General features: G+C 67.5%; 20 protein-coding genes. 10 read left to right on the forward strand and 10 right to left on the reverse strand.

Annotated elements, in window-relative coordinates; translation table 11 throughout:
- Positions 1-421: 421 nt before the first annotated feature.
- From ACAD63_RS26855 to ACAD63_RS26870, 4 genes are all read right to left on the reverse strand, one after another.
- On the reverse strand, positions 422-1,399 hold the full coding sequence (locus ACAD63_RS26855; protein ID WP_133094620.1) for a tripartite tricarboxylate transporter substrate binding protein: 978 nt from the start codon (positions 1,397-1,399) through the stop codon (positions 422-424).
- A gap of 122 nt (positions 1,400-1,521) precedes the next feature.
- Positions 1,522-2,220 carry a DsbA family oxidoreductase gene (locus ACAD63_RS26860; RefSeq protein ID WP_133094621.1) on the reverse strand — a complete coding sequence of 233 codons (699 nt, stop codon included), beginning with the start codon at positions 2,218-2,220 and terminating at the stop codon, positions 1,522-1,524.
- A gap of 57 nt (positions 2,221-2,277) precedes the next feature.
- Positions 2,278-2,481, reverse strand: a complete 204-nt coding sequence (locus ACAD63_RS26865) for a DUF1289 domain-containing protein (protein WP_133094622.1) — start codon at positions 2,479-2,481, stop codon at positions 2,278-2,280.
- Between the two features lie 86 nt (positions 2,482-2,567).
- Positions 2,568-3,620, reverse strand: coding sequence for a 3-keto-5-aminohexanoate cleavage protein (locus tag ACAD63_RS26870; RefSeq protein WP_434034631.1), 1,053 nt, complete (start codon positions 3,618-3,620; stop codon positions 2,568-2,570).
- A 256-nt stretch (positions 3,621-3,876) separates the two neighbouring features.
- On the opposite strand from ACAD63_RS26870, the gene ACAD63_RS26875 reads away from it, so the two are divergent.
- The 5 genes from ACAD63_RS26875 (at position 3,877) to phaZ (ending at position 8,746) form a co-directional block, all read left to right on the forward strand.
- A complete protein-coding gene (locus tag ACAD63_RS26875; RefSeq protein ID WP_133094624.1) occupies positions 3,877-4,890 on the forward strand; it encodes an AraC family transcriptional regulator in 1,014 nt (337 codons plus the stop codon).
- A 239-nt stretch (positions 4,891-5,129) separates the two neighbouring features.
- On the forward strand, positions 5,130-5,594 hold the full coding sequence (locus tag ACAD63_RS26880) for a MaoC family dehydratase (RefSeq protein WP_434034632.1): 465 nt from the start codon (positions 5,130-5,132) through the stop codon (positions 5,592-5,594).
- Positions 5,595-5,650: 56 nt separating this feature from the next.
- Positions 5,651-7,321, forward strand: coding sequence for an alpha/beta fold hydrolase (locus tag ACAD63_RS26885; RefSeq protein ID WP_434034633.1), 1,671 nt, complete (start codon positions 5,651-5,653; stop codon positions 7,319-7,321).
- 98 nt (positions 7,322-7,419) lie between these two features.
- Entirely contained in the window at positions 7,420-7,851 is a 432-nt protein-coding gene (locus ACAD63_RS26890; RefSeq protein ID WP_135702731.1) for a phasin family protein, read from the forward strand.
- 61 nt (positions 7,852-7,912) lie between these two features.
- On the forward strand, positions 7,913-8,746 hold the full coding sequence (gene phaZ / locus ACAD63_RS26895) for a poly(3-hydroxyalkanoate) depolymerase (RefSeq protein ID WP_133094628.1): 834 nt from the start codon (positions 7,913-7,915) through the stop codon (positions 8,744-8,746).
- Between the two features lie 120 nt (positions 8,747-8,866).
- Here the strand turns inward: phaZ and ACAD63_RS26900 are convergent, their stop codons facing one another.
- The 3 genes from ACAD63_RS26900 to ACAD63_RS26910 form a co-directional block, all read right to left on the reverse strand.
- On the reverse strand, positions 8,867-10,033 hold the full coding sequence (locus tag ACAD63_RS26900) for a porin (protein ID WP_133094629.1): 1,167 nt from the start codon (positions 10,031-10,033) through the stop codon (positions 8,867-8,869).
- Positions 10,034-10,126: 93 nt separating this feature from the next.
- The gene (locus ACAD63_RS26905) at positions 10,127-10,720 is read right to left on the reverse strand and encodes an RBBP9/YdeN family alpha/beta hydrolase (RefSeq protein WP_434034634.1); all 594 of its coding nucleotides are present in this window, start codon (positions 10,718-10,720) and stop codon (positions 10,127-10,129) included.
- A gap of 9 nt (positions 10,721-10,729) precedes the next feature.
- Positions 10,730-12,073: an MFS transporter gene (locus ACAD63_RS26910; RefSeq protein ID WP_434034635.1), complete on the reverse strand. Its 1,344-nt coding sequence runs from the start codon at positions 12,071-12,073 to the stop codon at positions 10,730-10,732.
- Positions 12,074-12,373: 300 nt separating this feature from the next.
- Between ACAD63_RS26910 and ACAD63_RS26915 the strand changes: the two genes are divergently transcribed.
- Both ACAD63_RS26915 and ACAD63_RS26920 read left to right on the forward strand, forming a co-directional pair.
- The gene (locus ACAD63_RS26915) at positions 12,374-14,101 is read left to right on the forward strand and encodes a SulP family inorganic anion transporter (protein ID WP_133094632.1); all 1,728 of its coding nucleotides are present in this window, start codon (positions 12,374-12,376) and stop codon (positions 14,099-14,101) included.
- Positions 14,102-14,175: 74 nt separating this feature from the next.
- The gene (locus ACAD63_RS26920) at positions 14,176-14,577 is read left to right on the forward strand and encodes a hypothetical protein (protein WP_135702728.1); all 402 of its coding nucleotides are present in this window, start codon (positions 14,176-14,178) and stop codon (positions 14,575-14,577) included.
- Between the two features lie 27 nt (positions 14,578-14,604).
- On the opposite strand, the gene ppk2 is transcribed toward ACAD63_RS26920, so the two are convergent.
- A complete protein-coding gene (gene ppk2 / locus ACAD63_RS26925) occupies positions 14,605-15,501 on the reverse strand; it encodes a polyphosphate kinase 2 (protein WP_135702727.1) in 897 nt (298 codons plus the stop codon).
- 344 nt (positions 15,502-15,845) lie between these two features.
- On the opposite strand from ppk2, the gene ACAD63_RS26930 reads away from it, so the two are divergent.
- The 3 genes from ACAD63_RS26930 to ACAD63_RS26940 are packed head-to-tail and all read left to right on the forward strand — an operon-like array spanning position 15,846 to position 18,526.
- Positions 15,846-17,291: a DUF3300 domain-containing protein gene (locus tag ACAD63_RS26930; protein ID WP_240745796.1), complete on the forward strand. Its 1,446-nt coding sequence runs from the start codon at positions 15,846-15,848 to the stop codon at positions 17,289-17,291.
- A 15-nt stretch (positions 17,292-17,306) separates the two neighbouring features.
- Entirely contained in the window at positions 17,307-18,218 is a 912-nt protein-coding gene (locus ACAD63_RS26935; RefSeq protein WP_135702725.1) for a DUF2950 domain-containing protein, read from the forward strand.
- Between the two features lie 53 nt (positions 18,219-18,271).
- Positions 18,272-18,526 (forward strand): RNA-binding protein, encoded by a 255-nt coding sequence (locus ACAD63_RS26940; protein ID WP_133094637.1) that lies wholly within the window; start codon positions 18,272-18,274, stop codon positions 18,524-18,526.
- A gap of 47 nt (positions 18,527-18,573) precedes the next feature.
- On the opposite strand, the gene ACAD63_RS26945 is transcribed toward ACAD63_RS26940, so the two are convergent.
- Positions 18,574-19,392: a tetratricopeptide repeat protein gene (locus tag ACAD63_RS26945; protein WP_135702724.1), complete on the reverse strand. Its 819-nt coding sequence runs from the start codon at positions 19,390-19,392 to the stop codon at positions 18,574-18,576.
- Positions 19,389-20,285: a Ku protein gene (locus ACAD63_RS26950; RefSeq protein ID WP_135702723.1), complete on the reverse strand. Its 897-nt coding sequence runs from the start codon at positions 20,283-20,285 to the stop codon at positions 19,389-19,391. The genes ACAD63_RS26945 and ACAD63_RS26950 overlap by 4 nt, the downstream gene beginning before the upstream one ends.
- Positions 20,286-20,293 lie beyond the last annotated feature (8 nt).

The raw sequence follows: 20,293 nt of genomic DNA on the forward strand, positions 1-20,293 counted from the left end.
TTGCCATGCGCCTGCCCTCACCCTCTCTCGCGCAAGCGGAGGAAGCAGCGCAAGCGCCGGCGCAGCCAGCACTCGAGATCGCGCAGCACGCTTGGCCACTCACTGAAGCCGAAGTAGCCCAGCCCAGTGCGACTTCAGGTACCAGGCCTCGTATCTGATTTCTGTTCGTCAGGTCGTGGCTTTGCTCCACGCTTCCTTCAGACCCCACCTCACGGTGGAGCCCTTGCGCTTCGCTAATCCTTCACCACCATCAGGTTGGATAGGGGACCTGCACCACCGAGCTGTTGGGCATGCTCGGCACACATGAGAAACGCCTCCCGAGGGAGGCGTGTGGGTGCGACGAAGCCTGGTGCCGGCAGTGCTTTCTCCTCTCTCCCATTTATGGGAAAGGGAAGCAAACCAGTGGAACAAAAGCGCCCGATCAAGGCTGGATATTGAACGCCTTCACAATCGCGCCATTGCGCTCGAACTCTTCGTGCAGCGACTGCCCGAGCTGCTGCAGCGACTGTGGCTGCATCGGCTCATAGCTCAGCGCCTGCATCCGCTCCTGCACCTTGGGTGTCGCCGCGGCCTTGTAGGTCGCGGTCTGGATCTTCTGCGCCAGTTCGACCGGCACGCGCGCCGATGCGATCACGCCGACCCAGTTGCTGAACTCCACATCGGGATAGCCCAGTTCGGCGAAGGTCGGCACCTGCGGCAGCAGCGGCGAGCGGTTCTTCGATGCCACGGCGTACGGCTGCAGCTTGCCCGCCTTGATCATCGGCAGCGACGTCACCATGCCGTCGTACATCACGGCGATCTGGCCGCCCATCACCTGGGCCAGCGCTGGCGCCGAGCCGGCGAACGGCACGTGCTGCAGGTCCATGCCGGACTTCTGGTTCACGATCACGCCCGCGTAGTGCGAAGCGGTGCCGGCGCTGTAGGAAGCGAAGCTGAGCTTGCCGGGGTTGGCACGCGCGTAGCTCACCAGGCCGTTGAAGTCCTTGGCGGGCAGCGTCGGCGAGCCCACCAGCAGCAGCCGCGAGCGGGCCACGGCGGCCAGCGGGCGGATGTCCTTCATGGTGTTGTAGGGAGTCTTCAGCACGTGCGGCACTTCGGTCAGCACGTTGGTCGCGGTCACCATGATGGTCTGGCCGTCGGGCGGCGCGGCCAGCATCGCGCTAATCGCGATGCCGCCGCCGGCGCCCGGCTTGTTGTCGACCACCACGGGCGTGCCGAGGTCGGCCGAAAGCTGGTCGGCCAGCAGGCGTGCGATCACGTCCATGGTGCCGCCGGCAGGCGCCGGCACCAGCATGCGCACGGGCTTGCTGGTCCAGGCCATCGCGGCCGGCATCGCCAGTGCCAGCATGGCGGCAACCGCGGCGTGGCGGGGACGGAACAGGGTGGGGCGGGTTGGCATGGTTGTCTCCGTTTAAAGATATGAGATGAAACTTGCCCATGCCAGCCTTCTTGTCGGGATGGTCATGGGCTCAGGTTGAAGAGATGGGGGCGCGCGCCGGTTTGAATACCGGCGGGGGAGCTTCAGCCGGCAGCGAGCGTGGCGCGCTGCTTCGCGCGCGCAAGGGCCCGCTGCATGGCTTCGACCAGCACCGAAGGCGGCCGGGCGCCCGACACGCTGTGCGTGCCGTTGAACACCACATGCGGCACGCCGAAGCCGGTGCGCAGCGGCGGGGCGTCCGGGTCGTGCAGCGGGGGCAGCCAGTCCAGATCGGGCAGGTCGCCGTCGGCGCCTGCGTCAGGCAGTGCGATGCCGCAGGCTGCCGCGGCGCGCCGCAGGACTTGCGGATCGCCGATGTTCTCGGCGCGGATGAAGTAGCGCGTGAACAGCTCGTCCAGCAGCGCCGAAGCGGCCTCGGGGCCGGCTTGCCTGACGGCGTGGCGGACCAGCCGGTGGGCCAGCAGCGTGCTGGGAAAGGTCTCGATGCGATCCAGCGCCAGCGTGATGCCGGCTTCGCGCGCGGCAGCGCAGACTTGCGCCTGGCGCGCGGCCATGGCCTCGGGGCCTCCCAGCCGCGCGAGGTAGAACTCGCGGTAGGGTCTGCCCTCCGGTGGCGTGGTCGGGATCAGCGGATAAGAGTGCCAGGCGACCCGGACGGCAACTTTCGGGTACTCCCGGGCGAGCCATTCAATGGCGGTTTCGAGGTGCTTCTTGCCGATCATGCACCAGGGGCAGATCAGGTCGAAGTAGGCATCGACCGTAAGCGTCGTGGGGTGGGTCATGGCAGCAGCTTGATGGCGCCCGCCGCCGCATGCGTGCCTGGCGGCGGGCGAGGGGAATCAGGGGGCGGACGCGGCTTGCGCGCGGCGCCAGGGCTGGCGGGCGGGCAGCTCGGCCAGCACCTCGGCGCGCCGGGCCTCGGTCATCCGGTCCCAGGTGCCGATTTCCAGCGGGGTCCTGCCGCAGCCCTGGCAATACTTGCCGGCCACGTCCAGGCGGCAGATGTTGAGGCACGGATTGGCGACGGCGGGGGCAGGATTCATGGCTTCAGCGGTGTTGTGGTTCGGGCAGGCGCGCGGGGCGCCGATGCCCGGCCGGGGCGGGACGCCCCGCGGCCGGGCGATGCGCGTCAGGCGCGCACCGGCAGGTTCTTCTGCCCGGGCTTGCGGTTGGGCGCCATGCCGTGCGCCGCAAGGGTTTCCTCGGCGCTGTCGTACCAGGTGTCGATGCGGTAGATCTCGCGCGCTTCCTTGCCCGAGGCGATCTCGCGGCCCAGTTCCTTGGCCACCCGCACGCATTGCTCGATCTGCTGCACCGAGGTCATGCGGTTGCCGTGCTGGTCGATGATCGTGTCCTCGATGCCGCAGCGCGGGTGCAGGCCCATCGCCATCGCCATCATGTTGAACGGCAGCACGTTCTTCAGCAGCGACTCGGCGGTCAGCGTGCAGCCGTTGGGCGCGCGGTGGATGAAGTTGAAGAAGTTGAACGGGTTGGGACCGTCGAAGCCGCCGCCGATGCCGATCCAGGTCAGGTTCAGCGGGCCCATGTACTTGCCGGCGCGCACCATCCGCTCGAGGGTTTCGAGGGCGTGCATGCCGGTCAGCTGGAAGTGCGGCTGGACGCCAGCGTTGCTCAAGCGGCGCAGGTGCTCTTCCACCCAGCCCGGGCCGGCCGGCACGGTCATTTCGCGATAAGCTTCGACGTAGGCCGGATGGGACAGCGAGGTACCCGCGGTGTATTCCGGGTACAGCAGCTCCATGATGTTCATCTGCGTGGTGTTGATCGCCACGGTGACCTGGTCCGGCTTCGGGTCCAGTTCGGCCAGCATGTGGCGGGTGTCGTCCGACAGCCACTTGGCGGCCTGGCCGTCGTCTTCCGGCGCGAACGAGATCGAGCCGCCGACCTGGATGATCATGTCGGGCACGGCTGCGCGCACGCCGGCGATCAGCTCGTTGAACTTCGACAGGCGCTTGGAACCCTTGCCATCCAGTTCGCGCACGTGCAGGTGCAGCACGGTGGCGCCGGCGTTATAGCAGTCGACGGCCTTCTGCACCTGCTCTTCCATGGTCACGGGGATGTCTTCCGGGAAATCTGCCGGCATCCATTCCGGACCGTACGGCGCCACGGTGATGACCACCTTGTCCATGTTCTCGGGGTGCAGGGAATCGTCGAGGAATTGCATGCTGTTGCTCCTGGGTGTTGTCGGCAGGCGGTCCGGGCAGAACCTGCTGGTTCGCGTTCCGTCGGCCTGTTTTCATCGTCATTCGATGGCCTGAAGTATCGGCGAACGGCATGAAGCAATTTGACGATCCGGGACGATCGCTTGACATTTCGGGACAGTCAGGGAAAACACGATGTGCGCGGCCGGGGCAACGTTGCACAGTGTCGGGGCGATGGCGCAGACGCGCCGTATTTTCGTCTCCCACCCGCGGCATCCGATGCCGGTTTTTCAAGTGAATTGCCTGTCCCCCACCGTCCCGGTTTCCTTCGTCCATGGCTTCCTGCCCGGTGCCGATCCTGCGCTGATCGCGCAGCTGGCGGCGCGTTCCGGCATTGCCACGGAGCTGATGGACGAGCCCGCGGCACGCGTGACGCAGGAGCAGTTCTCGACCTTGTACCGGCTGCTGGCGCACGAGCTCGACGATGAGATGCCCGGCATCTTCAGCCGTCCGCTGCGCAACGGCACGCTCAAGTACCTGTGCCTGAGCTTGCTGGATGCGCCACGGCTCGAAGTCGCGCTGCATCGCTTCGGGCAGTTCTTCCGGCTGCTGCTGGATGAGTTCCGCGTGGAGTCGCGGCGCGAAGGCAGTGCCGCGCATGTGGAACTGGTGGAGGCAGTGGCCGGTCCGGCCGTGGGCCCTATGGCACGCGAGCTGATGCTGAAGCTGGTGCATGGCGTGGCGTCATGGCTGATCCGCCACAAGATCCCGCTGCAGGCGGTGCAGCTGCCGTCAGCGCGCCCCGCGCAGGCGAGTGACCATCTCTACCTGTTTCCCGGCCCGGTGCATTTCGGCTGCGAGCGCGGCGGCATTGCCTTCGACGCGGCATTCCTCGACATGCCGGTGCGGCAACGCAAGTCCGACCTTGAGAAATTCCTGGCACGCGCGCCCGAGGACTGGATCTTTGTCACGTTTGCCGAGCCCATGACCTGTCATCGCGTCAGGCAGTACGTGGCGGATTGCCTGCCGGTAGCGCCGACCATCGAAGCCGTGGCGGCGGCGCTGCACTGCTCGGTGCGCACGCTCTGCCGCCGGCTGTCCGCGGAGGGCACCACCTTCCAGGCGATCAAGGACGGCGTGCGGCGCGACATTGCCATCCAGCGCCTGACCCGCTCCGATGACGCGATCACGGCCATTGCCTTCGACGTGGGTTTCGACAATCCGACTGCCTTCCACCGCGCCTTCCGGCACTGGACCGGCAGCACGCCAAACACCTACCGCCGCACGCCTTAGCGCAGCAACGGTGCTGGCAATGCCGGCCGCGCGACTGACAAATCCTGCCATTCGGTGCGCCCGCGGAAGCGCATTGCGCGCACGCCGTGCCACGGCCCTGCAAAGCGGCAAGCATTGTCAGCAAATGGGCCGGTTTTGGTAGCCGTGTTTGCGCGCCGCACCACTACGATGCGGCAGTACAAACATGCGTGCGCCGACACGGTCGGCATGCACGGACGCCAAAGCAAGCAAGGAGGCATATGGCAATCGAAGGTTACAGCATGGGCACGCTCGGCGCATTCGTCGGCAAGGAACTCGGCGTTTCGGCGTGGATGGAAGTGGACCAGGCGCGCATCGATGCATTCGCGCAATGCACCGGCGACAGCCAGTGGATCCACGTCGACGTGGAGCGCGCGCGCCGCGAAAGCCCGTTCGGCGGCACCATCGCCCACGGCTACCTGACGCTGTCCCTGGTGGCAGGGAAGCTGGTCGACATGGGCGTGGTGCCGGCGGATGCGCGCGCTGCGGTCAACTATGGCGTGGAGAAGACGCGCTTCCTCGCGCCGGTGAAGGCCGGGGCGCGCGTGCGCAATCGCGTCAGGCTGGTGTCGGCCGACAACAAGGGCGACGGCCGCGTGCTGCTGCGCACGGAAAACACGATGGAGATCGAGGGCGAAGCCAAGCCGGCGATGGTGGCCGAAGCCCTGGCGCTTGTCATGGCATGAAACGGTAACAGCGGAAGCAAAAGCAGAAGCAGGAAAGAAAGAGACAGGAGAGCAGTATGACAAATGCAGCCACCATGGAGGCGCCCACCGATTTTCTGGCAGGACCCAATCCCTTTGTCGGGATCCGTCCCGAGGATCTCATCACGGCCGCCCAGCAGATCGGCGCGCAGTGCGTGCAGGAGCCGGTGCTGGTGCTCGAGCAGCAGGCGCAGCTCACCCATGACCTGGTCAGCGTGCTGGACGGCTCGGCACCGATGCCGTCGGCGCGCGACCGCCGGTTCGGCGACGACGCCTGGCGCGACCATCCGCTGTTCCGCATGTCGCTGCAGGGCTACCAGGCCTGGCGCGACGCGCTCGAGGGCACGGTGCGGCGTTCGGTGATGGATCCGCGCAGCAAGCATCGCGCGCAATACTTCATGTCGCTGCTGACCGACGCGCTGGCACCGACCAACACCCTGGCAGGCAACCCGGCGGCGCTGCGCAAGACCTTCGAGTCGTGCGGCATGAACCTGGTCAGCGGCATGATCAACCTGGCCAGCGATGTGCTGACCAACGGCGGCATGCCCGCACAGGTCGACAAGGATGCGTTCAGCGTCGGCACGAACCTGGCTGCCACGCCTGGCGCGGTGGTGTTCCGCAACGAGGTGCTGGAGCTGATCCAGTACGCCCCGACCACCGCGAAAGTGCATGCGCGGCCCCAGCTGATCGTGCCGCCGCAGGTCAACAAGTTCTACGTGTTCGACCTTGCGCCTGGCAAGAGCATGGTGGAGTACATGCTGGCCCAGGGACTGCAGGTCTTCGTGGTCAGCTGGCGCAACCCCACGGCGGCACAGCGCGACTGGAATCTCGATACCTATGTCGGCGCGCTGGTCGAGGCGATCCATGCGATGCGCGACATCACCGGCAGTGCCGATGTCAACGTGCATGGCGCCTGCTCCGGCGCGATGACGATGGCGGCGCTGCTGGGCTATTGCGCCGCCAGTGGCGAGAAGCTCGTGCACGCCGTCACGCTGATGGTGGCGGTGTTCGGCCTCGATGCCGAGTCGCAGCTCGGGCTGTTCAGCACGCCCGAGGCGGTCACGGCGGCGCGGCACGGCAGCGCGTCGCGTGGCGTGCTCGATGGCGAGGCGCTGGGCCGGGTGTTTGCGTGGCTGCGGCCCAACGACCTGGTGTGGAACTACTGGGTCAACAACTACCTGCTCGGCAATGCGCCGCCCGCGTTCGACGTCCTCTACTGGAACAACGACACCACGCGCCTGCCGGCCGGCCTGCATGGCCAATTCCTGGACATGCTGACGCTGAACCAGCTCGCCACGCCGGGTGCGCTGCAGGTGCTCGGCCACGCCATTTCGCTGTCCGACGTGGACTGCGACAAGTACGTGCTGGCGGGCATGACCGACCACATCACGCCGTGGAAGGCGGTGTACCGCTCGGCGCAGGCGTTCGGCGGGCGCACCGAGTTCGTGCTGAGTTCCAGCGGCCACGTGCAAAGCCTGGTCAATCCGCCCGGCAATGCCAAGTCGAAGTATTTCCGCAGCGGTACGCCCGATGCGAACCCCGAAAGCTGGCTGGACGGCGCCACCGCCGAGCAGGGCTCGTGGTGGGAGCATTGGACCCAGTGGCTGAAGAAGCGCTCCGGCCCGAAGCGCAACGCGCCCGCGGCCCCCGGCAGCCTGCGTTTCGCCCCCTGCGGCGAAGCGCCGGGCCGCTATGTGACCGAGGCGTAGCGCGCATGGCGAGACGCCGCAACATCGCAACACCGCAACATCGCAGTACCCAACATCGCGATCTGAATTTCCCAACCCAACCTTCAGGAGAAAGCAATATGGAATCGACCAACACCGCAGGCACATCGGCCGCGCAAGCCCCGCACAAGAAGCTGCTCGACTTCGTGCGCAACAACCGCCTGGACCCGGCCGCGGTCCTGGAATCGCGCCGCAAGGACATCGAGGCGCTCGCCAGCGTCAACGTCATGCTGCTCGGAGGCCTGCAATCGCTGGTGCGCCAGCAGGCAGAGTTCCTGTGCGATGCCGCCGCCGATCTGCAGGCGCTGTCGCGCGGCGGCCAGGCCGTCGATGGCAAGGCGCCCGTGAAGCTGGCGGAAGCCCTGCCGCGCTCGCTGCAGAAGGCCGTTGCCGGCGTGCGCGGCCTGACCGACACGCTGTACAAGGCGCAGGCGGACAGCATTTCCGTGGTCGGACGCCGCCTTGCCGAGAACGTCGAGGAGGTGAAGGGGATTCTGCGCCCGAAGCAATAAATTGCGGCGGGCATGGCCGCGCGCCGGCCATGCCCGTGCGCAAACTCTCCAGGACAAGCTGATGACAACAACAGACACCGGCACGCATGCCGGCCAAAAGCTGCAGGTGCTGACCGTGGACCTGGACGGCCAGGTCGTGCGTGCCGGCATCCGGCCCGGCAGCGATGCCGGACCGCCGCTGCTGATATTCAACGGCATCGGCGCCAATCTCGAACTGCTCGCCCCCTTTGTCGATGCCCTGCCGGGCATCGAAGTCATTCTATTCGACGTTCCCGGCGCCGGCGGCTCGCCCGCGCCGATGGTGCCGTACCGTTTTTCCAGTCTTTGCGTGCTCGCCGACCGCCTGCTGTCGTATCTCGGCTATACGGGCCAGGTCGATGCGCTGGGGGTGTCGTGGGGCGGGGCGCTGGCGCAGGAGTTCGCCCGTCTTTATTCGTCGCGGTGCCGGCGCCTGGTGCTGGCGGCCACGTCGCCCGGCGTGATCATGGTGCCGGGCCGCCTGTCGGTGCTTGCCAGGATGATCGGCGTGCGCCGCTATACCGACCCGCAATACCTGCGCCGCGTCGGCGCCGACCTCTACGGCGGCGCTTTTCGACGTGATCCTTCCCTGCTCGACGAACACGGCCAGCACATGCAGCCGCCGGCCGGGCGCGGCTATCTTTACCAGCTGCTCGCGGCATGGGGCTGGAGCAGCCTGCCGTGGCTGGGCTCGCTGCGCCAGCCCACGCTGGTCATGCACGGCACCGACGATCCGATCGTTCCCGCGGTCAATGCCAGGATCCTGGCCGCCCGCATCCCTGGCTCGACGCTGCAGATGGTCGATGATGGCCACCTCTTCCTGGTGACCGGGCCGGAGCATGCGGCCGGCATCGTCCACGGCTTCCTGCGCCGATAGCGGCGGCGTGCGCCTGGCGCACGCCGCATTTCCACCGTCCCAAAAAAAATCGGCCGTCCCGGAAAGACCGGGCGGCCGCAAAGAGCATCGCTTGCGGGATCGATGCCGCGAGACGCGTTGTCAGAACTTGTGGCGGATGCCCACTGCCGCGCCGAACATGTTGCTCTGCCCGTTGGCCAGCGCGTAGCTGTTGCCCAGTGACAGGCTGTTGGCGTAGACCGTAGCCAGCGATTCCATCATCAGGCCGGCATTCTTGGCGTAGGCCGTGGTCAGGTACACGTCGGTGCGCTTGGAGAACGCGTAGTTGGCGATGAAGGCGACCTGCCACGGGTTGGGGACATGGGTATCGCCATACAGGGTCTTGACGTTGTCGTAGGCGTATTCGAGCGTCAGGCCGATGGCCGGGGTGACCTGGTAGGTGCCGCCGATCCAGTAGAAATCGTCGCGCTGGATCACCACGTCCGCGGCGTTCTTGTTCTGGCCCCAGCGATAGCCGCCCATGATCTTTGCCGGGCCATACGAATAGCTCGCGCCGACCACGGCCTTCTTGACCTCGCCGTTGCTGGTGCCGATGGTCGGGTTCCACTGGTCGTAGCCGACGGTCACGCCGAACGGGCCGCCCTGGTAGGCCACCGCGGCGCCCCACGCGGTGTCGCGCCGGAACTGCCCGGGCACTTCGCCGTTGCCGCCGATCGGCGTGGCAATGCCCACGGTCGCCGGCAGGGCCAGGCCGGTGCCGAAGGACCAGTGCGCCAGCGCGGTGACCGGGCCGAACTGGCCGGTGTACTTGACGGTGTTGTCAGCGCGGAAGTTCGGGCCGGACTGCAGCACCACCGGCTCGTACTGGGTGGCGTAGGCCGCCGGCGAGAAGTTCGCCAGCGCCTCGAACATCGAGGTGTACTGGCGGCCCAGGCTGATCTGGCCGATGCCTGCCTTCTGCAGGCCGACGAAGGCCTGGCGGCCGAACAGGCGGTTGCTTTGCTGCATCGTGCCGGTATCGAGGTTAAAGCCGCTTTCCAGCACGAACAGCCCTTTCAGGCCGCCGCCGAGATCCTCGGTGCCGCGCATGCCCCAGCGCGAGCCGGAGATGCCACCCGAGTTCATGCGGTACACGTCGTTTGCCGGGCCGCGGTTGAACTGGTTGCTCGCCACCGGCACCGCGCCAACATGGTTGGCGTATTCGACGTTGATGTCCACCACGCCATACAGCGTGACGGTCGATGACTGCGCGAGGGCGCTGCCCGAGCAGGCAAGCGCTGCGGCTGCAGCCAGGGTCCTGATCTTCATGGATTGTTTCTCCACTTGTTTCCTTTGGTTTTTGGGATGCGGATATTTCCGTCTCGTTTGGTATTGCCGGGTACTACAAATCAATGCGCTGGATCAGCCGGCGCGCAGCAACTCATCGATCAACGCGGTCGCGCGCGGCCATGGGCCGTAGCCCGCGGCGGGATTGAGGTGGCCGACTTCGCCCAGGTCGACCAGCTTGCTGCCCCAGTCGCTGGCCATTTCGGCGGCGCGCGGGTAGGTCGCCAGCGGATCGTTGCGGCTGGCAGCGAGGATGGTCGGGAAGGGCAGCGGGCTCCTGGGAATGGGCAGCCAGCCGTGCTGCGCCAGCGTGGCGGTGTCCGGGTAGCCGGCCGGCATTGGGGTTTCCAGGTCGGCGGGCGTGGCCAGCAGTGCGCCGCGGATCTTGCGGCGGTTTTCTGCAGCCGAATGTGCGGCCGCATGCGCAGCCCAGTGCGCGGTGATCATGACGCCGGCGCTGTGCGCGACCAGCACGACCGGACCGTCGATCTCGGCCAGTGCGGCGTCCAGCGCGGCAACGCGGGCATCGCGGCTGAGCTTGTCGTGCTCGAGCGGCGGCACCGAGCGCGCGTTGGGCAACTGTGCCTGGAGCAGGGTCTGCCAGTGCTCGGCAACGTGGTCGCGCAGGCCGGGGACCAGCAGCACGGTGGTGTCAGGGGTAAGGCTCATGGTTCCAGATCAGTGAGAAGTTGCGGGAGCGGCGTCTTCGTTCCGGCTCTCCAGGCGGCGCAGGTCGGCTGCGTAGTAGCGGCGGCCGGCAAGGAAGGCGGCGGCGGCGACCAGAGACGCCAGCGGCACCCACTGCAATGCGCCTTGCAGGCCGATGTGGTCGGCGAGCAGGCCGGTGACGAACGGTCCGGGCGCCAGGCCCAGCAGGTTGTTGGCCAGCGTGAGCGTGGCAAAGGCGGTGGCATGGATGGCCGGGCGCGTCAGGTTGGCGACCGCGGCGCTGGCGGGGCCGGCGGTGCCGCCGACAAACAGCATGCCCGCACCGATCAGCGCCAGTTGCAGGCTGCCCGCGGGGAGCCGGAACGCCGTCAGCAGCAGGCCGCAGCAGATCAGACTGTAGGTCACCGCGACCGCCCACTTGCGGCAAGGCGCCTGGCGGGCGATCCAGTCGGTCATCGCCCCGCACAGCACCATGCCGACGCCGCCGGCCAGCACGAAGCCCGCCGCGACCACCCCGGCGCGATCGGTGGCCATGCCGTAGTAGCGCGCCAGGTAGCTCGGCATCCAGGTGATCAGGGCGCCCATCACCAGCAGTTGCATGGCGCTGCCGACATAGGCGCAGAGGATCGAGCGCGCCGAGAACAGCGCGGAGAGCAGCGGGCGCATGGCCAGGGCAGGCTCGCGCGATGCGGTCTCGGCGTCCTCGCCCAGCGCCTTGCGCCGGGCCTGCAGCCGCGGTTCGGTCACGACCAGGCGGAACACCGCCACCAGCACCAGCCCGAACAGCGCCATGCCGGCAAAGGCCCAGCGCCAGCCGAAATGGGCCGACAACGCACCGCCCAGCGCCATGCCCAGCACGGAGCCGAACGCGCCGCCGGCGATAAAGGCCGAACTCAGGCTCGCCCGCAGGTGGCGCGGAAACACCGACAGCACCACGGCAATGCCGACGCTGCCGTAGGCCGCCTCGCCGATGCCCACGCACAGGCGCGCGATGAACATCTCGCCGAAGTTGTTCGCCAGCGCGCAGCCCAGCGTGGCCAGGCTCCACAGCGCCGCCATCAGCACCAGGCTCCTGACCCGGCCCCAGCGGTCCGCCAGGATCGACAGCGGGAACGTCAGCAAGCCCACCATCAGCGCCACGATGCCGCCCAGCGCACCGAGCTCGGTGTCACTCAGCGACCACTCGGCCTTCAGCAGGGGGAATACCGCGTTCAGTACCTGGCGGGACATGTAGTCCGACAGCAGCAGGCCAAAGCTCAGGGCAAAGACGATCCAGCCGTAGAGGCCGGATTGCGATGCCTTGCCCGAGGGCGTTGCAATTGCGCGATGGGTGTTAGTGGGTTGCCCGATCATGAAAGCTCTTCCAGTAGTGGCCACGGCTACGCCAGCAGGGGAGGCAATGCTCTTGCAGGCGGCGGGCGCAGGTCGGTTGCGACCCGCGAAGTATCTAAGATTGGCTGTCTCCGGTTTGGCTTTCCGGGACAACGTTTTTGCATTCAGGGACAGTGCGGGAAAACGAGGAGGGCGGGCGAGCGGGGCGCGAGCCGTGGCACCGCCCGCGTCTGGCGCCGCCGGCAAGTAACCCACCCGCGGCATGGCAAGACTGTGCCGCCAACGCCTATATTCGATGCGTATCGGACAATTAAGGCTGCCATGGAATCCGGGAAACTGACGCCCTTCGCAGGACGAGACGATGGCAAGGCCGCCGGGTGGCTGCGCTGGCTGCCAGGCGTCCGGATGCTGAAGTCCTACCGGCCGGACTGGTTGCCGCGGGACCTGGCGGCGGGGCTGGTGCTGACCACCATGCTGATGCCGGTCGGCATCGCCTACGCCGAGGCCTCCGGCGTGCCCGGCGTCTACGGGCTCTACGCCACCATGGTCCCGCTGCTGGTCTACGCCTTGTTCGGGCCGAGCCGGATCCTGGTGCTGGGCCCGGACTCGGCATTGGCCGCGCCGATCCTGGCCGTGGTGCTGCAGGTTGCCGGCGGCGATCCGGCGCGTGCCGTGCTGGTGGCCAGCATGATGGCCGTGGTCTCGGGCGTGGTCTGCATCGTGATGGGGCTGCTGCGCCTCGGCTTCGTCGCCGAACTATTGTCCAAGCCGATCCGCTACGGGTATATGAACGGCATCGCCCTGACCGTGCTGGTGAGCCAGCTGCCCAAGCTGTTCGCCATCCCGGTCGAGGATGCCGGGCCGCTGCGGGAGATGGTTGCGCTGGGCAGCGCCATCGTGGCCGGGCAGACCAACTGGTACAGCTTTGCCGTCGGCGCCGGCAGCCTGGCCCTGATCCTGGCCCTGAAGCGCTTCGAGCGCGTGCCGGGCATCCTGATCGCGGTGGTCCTCGCCACGCTCGCGGTGAGCATGTTCGGCCTGGACCAGCATGGGGTGAAAGTGCTGGGCAAGACGCCGCAGGGGCTGCCCGCCTTTGTCGTGCCGTGGCTGGACGGCGCCGACCTGATGAAGATCGTGCTGGGGGGATGCGCGGTGGCGCTGATCGCCTTCGCGGACACCAGCGTGCTGTCGCGCACCTATGCCGCGCGCACCAATACCCGCGTGGACCCCAACCAGGAAATGGTGGGGCTGGGTGCCGCCAACCTGGCGGCGGGACTGTTCCAGGGCTTTCCGATCAGCAGCAGCGCCTCGCGCACGCCAGTGGCCGAAGCCGCCGGCTCCAAGACCCAGGTCACCGGCGTGGTGGGCGCGCTGGCCGTGGCCGTGCTGCTGATGTTCGCGCCCAACCTGTTGCAGTACCTGCCGAGCAGCGCGCTGGCCGCGGTGGTGATCGCCGCGGCCATCGGCCTGTTCGAGTTCGCCGACCTGAGGCGCATCTACCGCATCCAGCAATGGGAGTTCTGGCTGTCCATGGTGTGCTTCGCTGCGGTGGCCGTGTTCGGCACCATCCAGGGCATTTTCCTGGCCGTGGTGATCGCCGTGATCGAATTCCTCTGGGACGGCTGGCGGCCGCACTATGCCGTGCTGGGGAAGGTGGAGGGGCTGCGCGGGTACCACGATACCGAGCGCTACCCTGAGGCCAGGCGGATCGACGGACTGGTGCTGTTCCGCTGGGACGCGCCGCTGTTCTTTGCCAACGCCGAGCTGTTCCAGGAACGCCTGATGGAAGCGATCGACGCCTCGCCGACGCCGGTGCGCCGCGTGGTGGTCGCCGCCGAACCGGTGACCAGCGTCGACGTCACGTCGGCCGACATGCTGCGCGATCTGAGCGCCTGTTTGCGCGAGCGCGGCATCGACCTGCATTTCGCCGAGATGAAGGACCCGGTGCGCGACAAGCTCAAGCGCTTCGAGCTGATGGAAGCGTTCGGCGACAAGTTCCACCCTACCGTGGGCAGCGCGGTCGATGATTACCTTGGCAAGGAAGACTGATGCCGTACGCGGCCGGCGCCAGCGCCTGCAGCTCACGCCACGCTTGCCAGGGCACCACGTCGAAGGAGCCTTACATGAACCGCCGATTCCGGGTCTTGCCCGCGCTGGCATGCGCCGGCGCGTGCCTTGCCGCGCTGGCGCCGGCAGGGACGGCCTTTGCCTACTTTGATCACTATCTTTCCGGCACTGTTGTCGGCACGCTGACCCAGAAGCAGTTCGACGTGCTGAACGACGTCTTCCGCAGGACGCTGGACCAGGGGGCCGACGGTGCGCGCGTGCCGTTCACGCTGCCGCCGGACACCCGCGAGCGCAAGGTCGAAGGCGCATTCACGCCGCTGCGTTCCCGGCAGGACCATGGCGACCGGTGCCGGCAGCTGCACAGCGAGTTCCGCCGTGCCGGCGTGTCCGAGAGCTGGACCGGCTGGTATTGCAAGGAGAAGAACGGCGACTGGAAGTCGCGCAAGCTGCGCGACTAGGCCGACGGCTGCCTCGTACTCCTCGTACTAATACCGCGACTCCACATGCCGGTAGGGGTAGTGGGGCTCCTGGTATCCGTGCGCCTTCTGCCGGGCCGGCAGCTTGACCGGCTTGCGCTCGATCTCCTGGTACGGGATCCGGTCCAGCATGTGCCGGATGATGTTCAGCCGCGCCCGCCGCTTGTCATTGGAATCGGCGACGTACCACGGCGCGAAGTCGCTGTCGGACGCCTCGAACATGGCGTCGCGCGCGCGCGAATAGTCGTACCAGCGGCTGTACGAGCGCAGGTCCATGTCGGTGAGCTTCCAGGTCTTGCGGTCGTCGTGGATGCGTCCTTTCAGGCGGCGCGTCTGCTCTTCGGGGCTGACTTCCAGCCAGTACTTGATCAGGATAATGCCGGAATTGACGATGGCCCGCTCCACCAGCGGGACGGCGCGCAGGAACTCCTCGGCCTGGGTCTCGGTGCAGAATCCCATCACACGCTCGACGCCGGCACGGTTGTACCAGCTGCGGTCGAAGATCACGATCTCGCCTGCCGCGGGCAGATACGGCAGATAGCGTTGCATGTACATCTGGCTCTTTTCGCGATCGGTCGGGGCCGGCAACGCGACCACGCGGAACACGCGCGGGCTGACGCGTTCGGTGAGCGCCTTGATGGTGCCGCCCTTGCCGGCGCCGTCGCGGCCTTCGAAGAGCACGCAGACCTTGGTGCCGCTCGCCTGCACCCAGCGCTGCAGCTTGACCAGTTCGCCGTGCAGGTGGCGAAGCTCCTTCTGGTAGTCCTTCTCGGACATGCGTTCCTGCAGCGGCTCCCGCCCTTCGTCCTGCCGGTCCTCGGCGTCATCGCGCGGGCGTGGCGGCTCGGTCTCGGCCGCGGCCTGCTCCCTGTCCTTGTCGTGGCGCTTGTCTTTATGCTTGGCCATGGTTCTCCTCCATAGGTCCATAGGGTTCGAGCATCGGGAGAGGTGGCAAGGCATACGGCGGCCCGGCCTGTGTCATGCGGCACCTCATCACAATAGCAAAACCGCGGGCATTGGCCGCGTTGTCCGGACCGGCGGGCGGCAAAAGTTTTTCCTATTTCACTTTCGCAAAGTTTTCATCTCTGGAGGCGGCGCCGGCACCTATAGTTTGTCAGGGCAATACATCGTGATCGCTAATTACCTTTTCCAGGCCTGGCGCGGACACGGAGCGGACGGCAGGCCGGAAGTTGAGCCCCGTAACGGCGCTCGGCGACGGGGCAAGGGAGACGGCCATGGAGGGGCGGGAAATGCGTCTTTGGCGCCGTGTCGGCGCCTGCCTGTGCGCGGGCCTGGCATGGCTGGCGCTGAGTGCCCATGCGCAGAATGCGCCAGCCCAGCCGGCACCGTTCAAGCCGGAAGAACTCGAGGCCCTGGTTGCACCCATCGCCCTCTATCCCGATTCGGTGCTGTCGCAGGTGCTGATGGCCTCCACCTATCCGCTCGAGATCGTGCAGGCGGCACGCTGGGTCAAGGCCAATCCCAAGGTGAAGGGTGACGCCGCGCTGAAAGCGGTCGAGAGCCAGAGCTGGGATGTCAGCGTCAAGTCGCTGGTGGCGTTCCCGCAGGTGCTGGAGCCCATGAGCGACAAGCTCGACTGGACGCAGAAGCTGGGCGACGCTTTCATCGGCCAGGAGAAGGAAGTGCTCGACGCCGTGCAGCGGTTGCGGGCGCGCGCGCAGCAATCGGGCAATCTCAAGTCGAACGAGCAGCAGAACGTCATTGTAGAACCTGCGCCGGCGCCGTCGGCACAGGCAGCGCAGTCGGCAGCGCCGGCGCAAACCATCGTGCGGATCGAGCCGGCGAACCCGGAAGTCATCTATGTGCCGGCCTACAACCCGACGGTGGTGTATGGCGCCTGGAGCTATCCCTCCTACCCGCCGTATTACTGGCCCCCTTATCCCGCCTACTATCCCGGCGCCGCGCTGATGACCGGCTTTGCCTGGGGCGTTGGCCTGGCCGCTGCGGGCGCGATTTTCGGCAACTGCAACTGGGGCGGGGGCGACGTCAACATCAACGTCAACAAGGCTGCCAATATCGATCGCAATTTCGACCGCACCAAGGTGCAGGGCGGAGGGAAATGGCAGCACGACGCCTCGCACCGCAAAGGGGTGGCGTACCGGGATAACGCGACGAGCGAAAGGTTTGGCGGGCGTGATGCGGCTGCCGCCAACCGCCGCAACGAGTTCCGCGGCCGCGAAGGCGCGGGTGGCGTGTCCGACCGCATGGCGGGCGGGGATCGCGGTGGGCGCGGCGGCGTCGGTGACCGCGGCGGCGTTGGCGACCGCGGCGGTGTTGGCGACCGCGGCGGTGTTGGCGACCGCGGCGGTGTTGGCGATCGCGGCAGCGTCGCGGACAGAGGTGGCAATCGTGGCGGTGCGGGCGATCGCGCCGGCGTGTCCGACCGGGCAGGGGTGTCCGATCGCGCCGGGGCGTCCGACCGGGCTCGCGCTTCGGACCGGTCCGCTGGCGGTGGTCGCGACAACGCATTCCAGGGCGTAGGCGGCGGAGGCGCGGCCGCGCAGCGTGACTTCGACCGCGGCCGCGCCAGCACGCAGTCAGCCTCGTTCCGCGACGGTGGCGGTCAGCGTGGCGGCGGTGGCGGCTTCAGCGGCGGCGGCGGCGGCCGTGGCGGCGGGGGCTTCGGCGGTGGCCGCGGTGGTGGTGGCGGTGGCCGTGGTGGCGGACGGCGTTGAGCGGGGGACAGCGATATGCAGCGCACGCAACGATCGGGCCTGGCCTGGCCCTGCCGCAAGGCGTTGTCCCTTGGAGGGCTGCTGCTCGCCCTGGCGGCGGCGCCGGCCTACGCGCAGAAGAGTTTCGCCACGCCCGAGGCGGCAATGAACGCATTCGGCGAAGCGGTTGCCACCAGCGACGACGCCGCCATGAAGTCGCTGCTCGGCGCCCGCTATACCGACCTGATCCCGCCGGTCGGCGCCGAGATCCGCTACAGGTTCCTTGAGGCATGGCACCAGTCGCACGCAATCCGACCCGACGGGCCAGACCGCGCCCGCATTGCCGCGGGCAATGACGGCTGGACCATGCCGGTGCCGCTGGTGAAGACTGCCAAGGGCTGGCATTTCGACACGCGCGCCGGCGTCGATGAGATGCGCCTGCGCCGCATCGGCCGCAACGAACTGTCGGTGATGCAGACCTTGCTCGCCGTGTGCGACGCGCAGAACGAATATGCGCAGCTGATGCGCCAGGACCGCGGCGTGACAGCGTACGCCTCGAAGCTGGTCAGCTCGCCCGGCAAGCACGATGGCCTGTACTGGCCAACGCGCCCCGGCGAACCGGAAAGCCCGCTGGGCCCCGCCTTTCTCAGCGCGGAGCATCGCAGCGCGCCGGGCGCGGGCTACCATGGCTACCGCTACCGGCTGCTGACGTCGCAGGGCGCGCACGCGCCGGGCGGCAAGTATGACTATGTCGTCGATGGCAAGCTCTTTGGCGGGTTTGCGGTGATCGCCTGGCCGCTGCGGTACGGGGATACCGGCGTCAAGAGCTTCATGGTGAGCCACGACGGCCGCGTCTACGAGCGCGACCTGGGTCCGGACAGTGCGGCAAGGGCCGCTGCGATCCGGTCCTTCGACCCCGGCCCGGGGTGGACCGAGGTCAAGCCATGACGCCCCGGGCGGCGGAATGTCCGTCGCCCTTGTACCAACAGCGGAGGTGATCCATGTCCGTTCTCATGCTCAGCAACATCGATGCCGGCGTCACCGACGAAGAAATCGGCGCCTTCCTGGTGAAGTACGGCTTCCCGGAATACAACAGCATCGAACATATGGAAGGCGACGGCACCCGGCCCGCGGTCAGGCTGACCTTCGACACGCTCGACGACGAGACCCTGGACAAGCTCAAGGGCCGCATCCACCAGATGTTCTGGCACGGCCACAAGGTCAGCGCACTGGTCATGCGGGATCGCTTCAGCTGAAGCGGGCGTCACTTCGCGGCCATCGGCCCGTGCGGCCGCCCGTACTGCTAATCCGCCCGGTTGAGCTTGCGATACTGGTTGAAGTGCCGCACCGCCTTCTCGAAGTGCCCCAGTTCATGATGCAGCCGCGCGGCGTTGTAATGTGCATCCGCATCGCCGGGCGCAAGCGCAATGCAGCGATCGTAGGCCGCCAGCGCCGACTGCGGCGCACCAATATCTTCCAGCGCGACGCCCAGGTTGAAATGCAGCTGCGGCGCGTCCGGCAGCCAGCCCAGTGCGCCTTCATAGAGCGCGATCGCGTCGTCGAAGCGCTGCTGGTCCGACAGCAGGCAGCCCAGGTTCAGGTAGGCGTCCAGCATGCCGGGCGCCAGCGACAGCGCGCGCCGGTAGCCGGCTTCCGCGGCGACGGCATCGACGGGCTCGAGCGCCTGCGCGCGCGCAAAGGCTTGGCCGGCCGCTGTTTCGCCGGCGGCGGCACGCGCCAGTTCCACCACGCGCACATCGTCCGGCGCCGGCTCGAATTCCATCAGCCGCTGCCCGCTCTCCACCAGCCACGCGCCATGCCGGTCGCGCACCGAGACCTTGCCGCTGCTGGCGGACATGCGCATGCCTGACAGGTGCCGGTCCGGCGCCAGCCGTTCGAGCCGCTGCAGCGCCCGCAGGATCTGCGCCGGTGCCACGCGTGCCTGGTGCAGCGAGGCCGCGGTGCGGATCAGCACCACGTCCTGGAACGAGAACACATGCTCGCCGCGCGGACCGCGCGCGGGCGTGACCAGCCCGGCGCTGACCAGGCTGCCGATCAGCCGGCGCGATACGCCCAGGCGCGCCTCCAGCGCCCGCGTGGTCAGGCCTTCGCCGCGGTTCACGCCGATTTCTTCGCGGTGCGCCGGATCGGCGTGGGCGCTGCCGGCGTTGCGGCGCGCTTGCCGGGACGGCGGGCGGACGCCGTTTCCGCGGCGGCCTTGCCCTTGGCCGCAGGCGCTCCCTTCTTCGACAGGCTGGCGCGCAGTGCATCCATCAGGTCGATGACCTCGCCGCCGGCGGCAACCTCGGCCGGCTCCGGCGACACGATCTGCTTGCCGGCGATCTTGGCGTCGATGGCGGCGAGAACCCTGGCCTTCTCTTCGTCCTTGTACTGGGCCGGGTCGTACTGGTCTTCCGATGCCTGCTCGATCAGCTGGACCGCGAGTTTCAGCTCGGCATCCGAGACCGCCACCTCATCGATATGCAGTTCCGCGATATTGCGCACTTCATCGGCGAACAGCAGCTGCTGGAACACCAGCCCGCCTTCGACCGGCCGGATCTGCACGATATGCGACTTGCCCTTGGCGGCCCACTTGGCGATGGCGCAGCGCCCGGTCCTGGCCATGGCTTCGCGCAGCAGGCTGTAAGGCTTGCCGCCGCGCTTGTCCGGCGCGATGAAATAGGCCTTGTCGTAGTACAGCGGATCGACGCTTCGCTCGGGAATGAACGCGACGATATCGACCATGTGGCTGGCGCTTTCTTCCAGCGCCTTGAGCTCGTCGGGAGAGAAGGTCACGAAGCGGCCCTTCTCGAATTCATAGCCCTTGACCATGTCGGCCCGCTCGACCACCTCCTGCGTCTGCTCGGAGATGTACTGCTGCTTCAGGCGCGAGCCTTCCTTGCTCAGCAGGTTGAAGCGCACCGCCGAGCTGGTTTCGGTGGCCGTGTAGAGCTTGACGGGGATCGATACTAGGCCGAAGGAGAGGGACAGCGAGGCGAGGGATCGGGCAGGCATGGAAGTCT

The sequence above is a fragment of the Cupriavidus sp. a3 genome, from assembly GCF_051015765.1.
Taxonomy (GTDB): Bacteria; Pseudomonadota; Gammaproteobacteria; order Burkholderiales; family Burkholderiaceae; genus Cupriavidus; species Cupriavidus oxalaticus_A.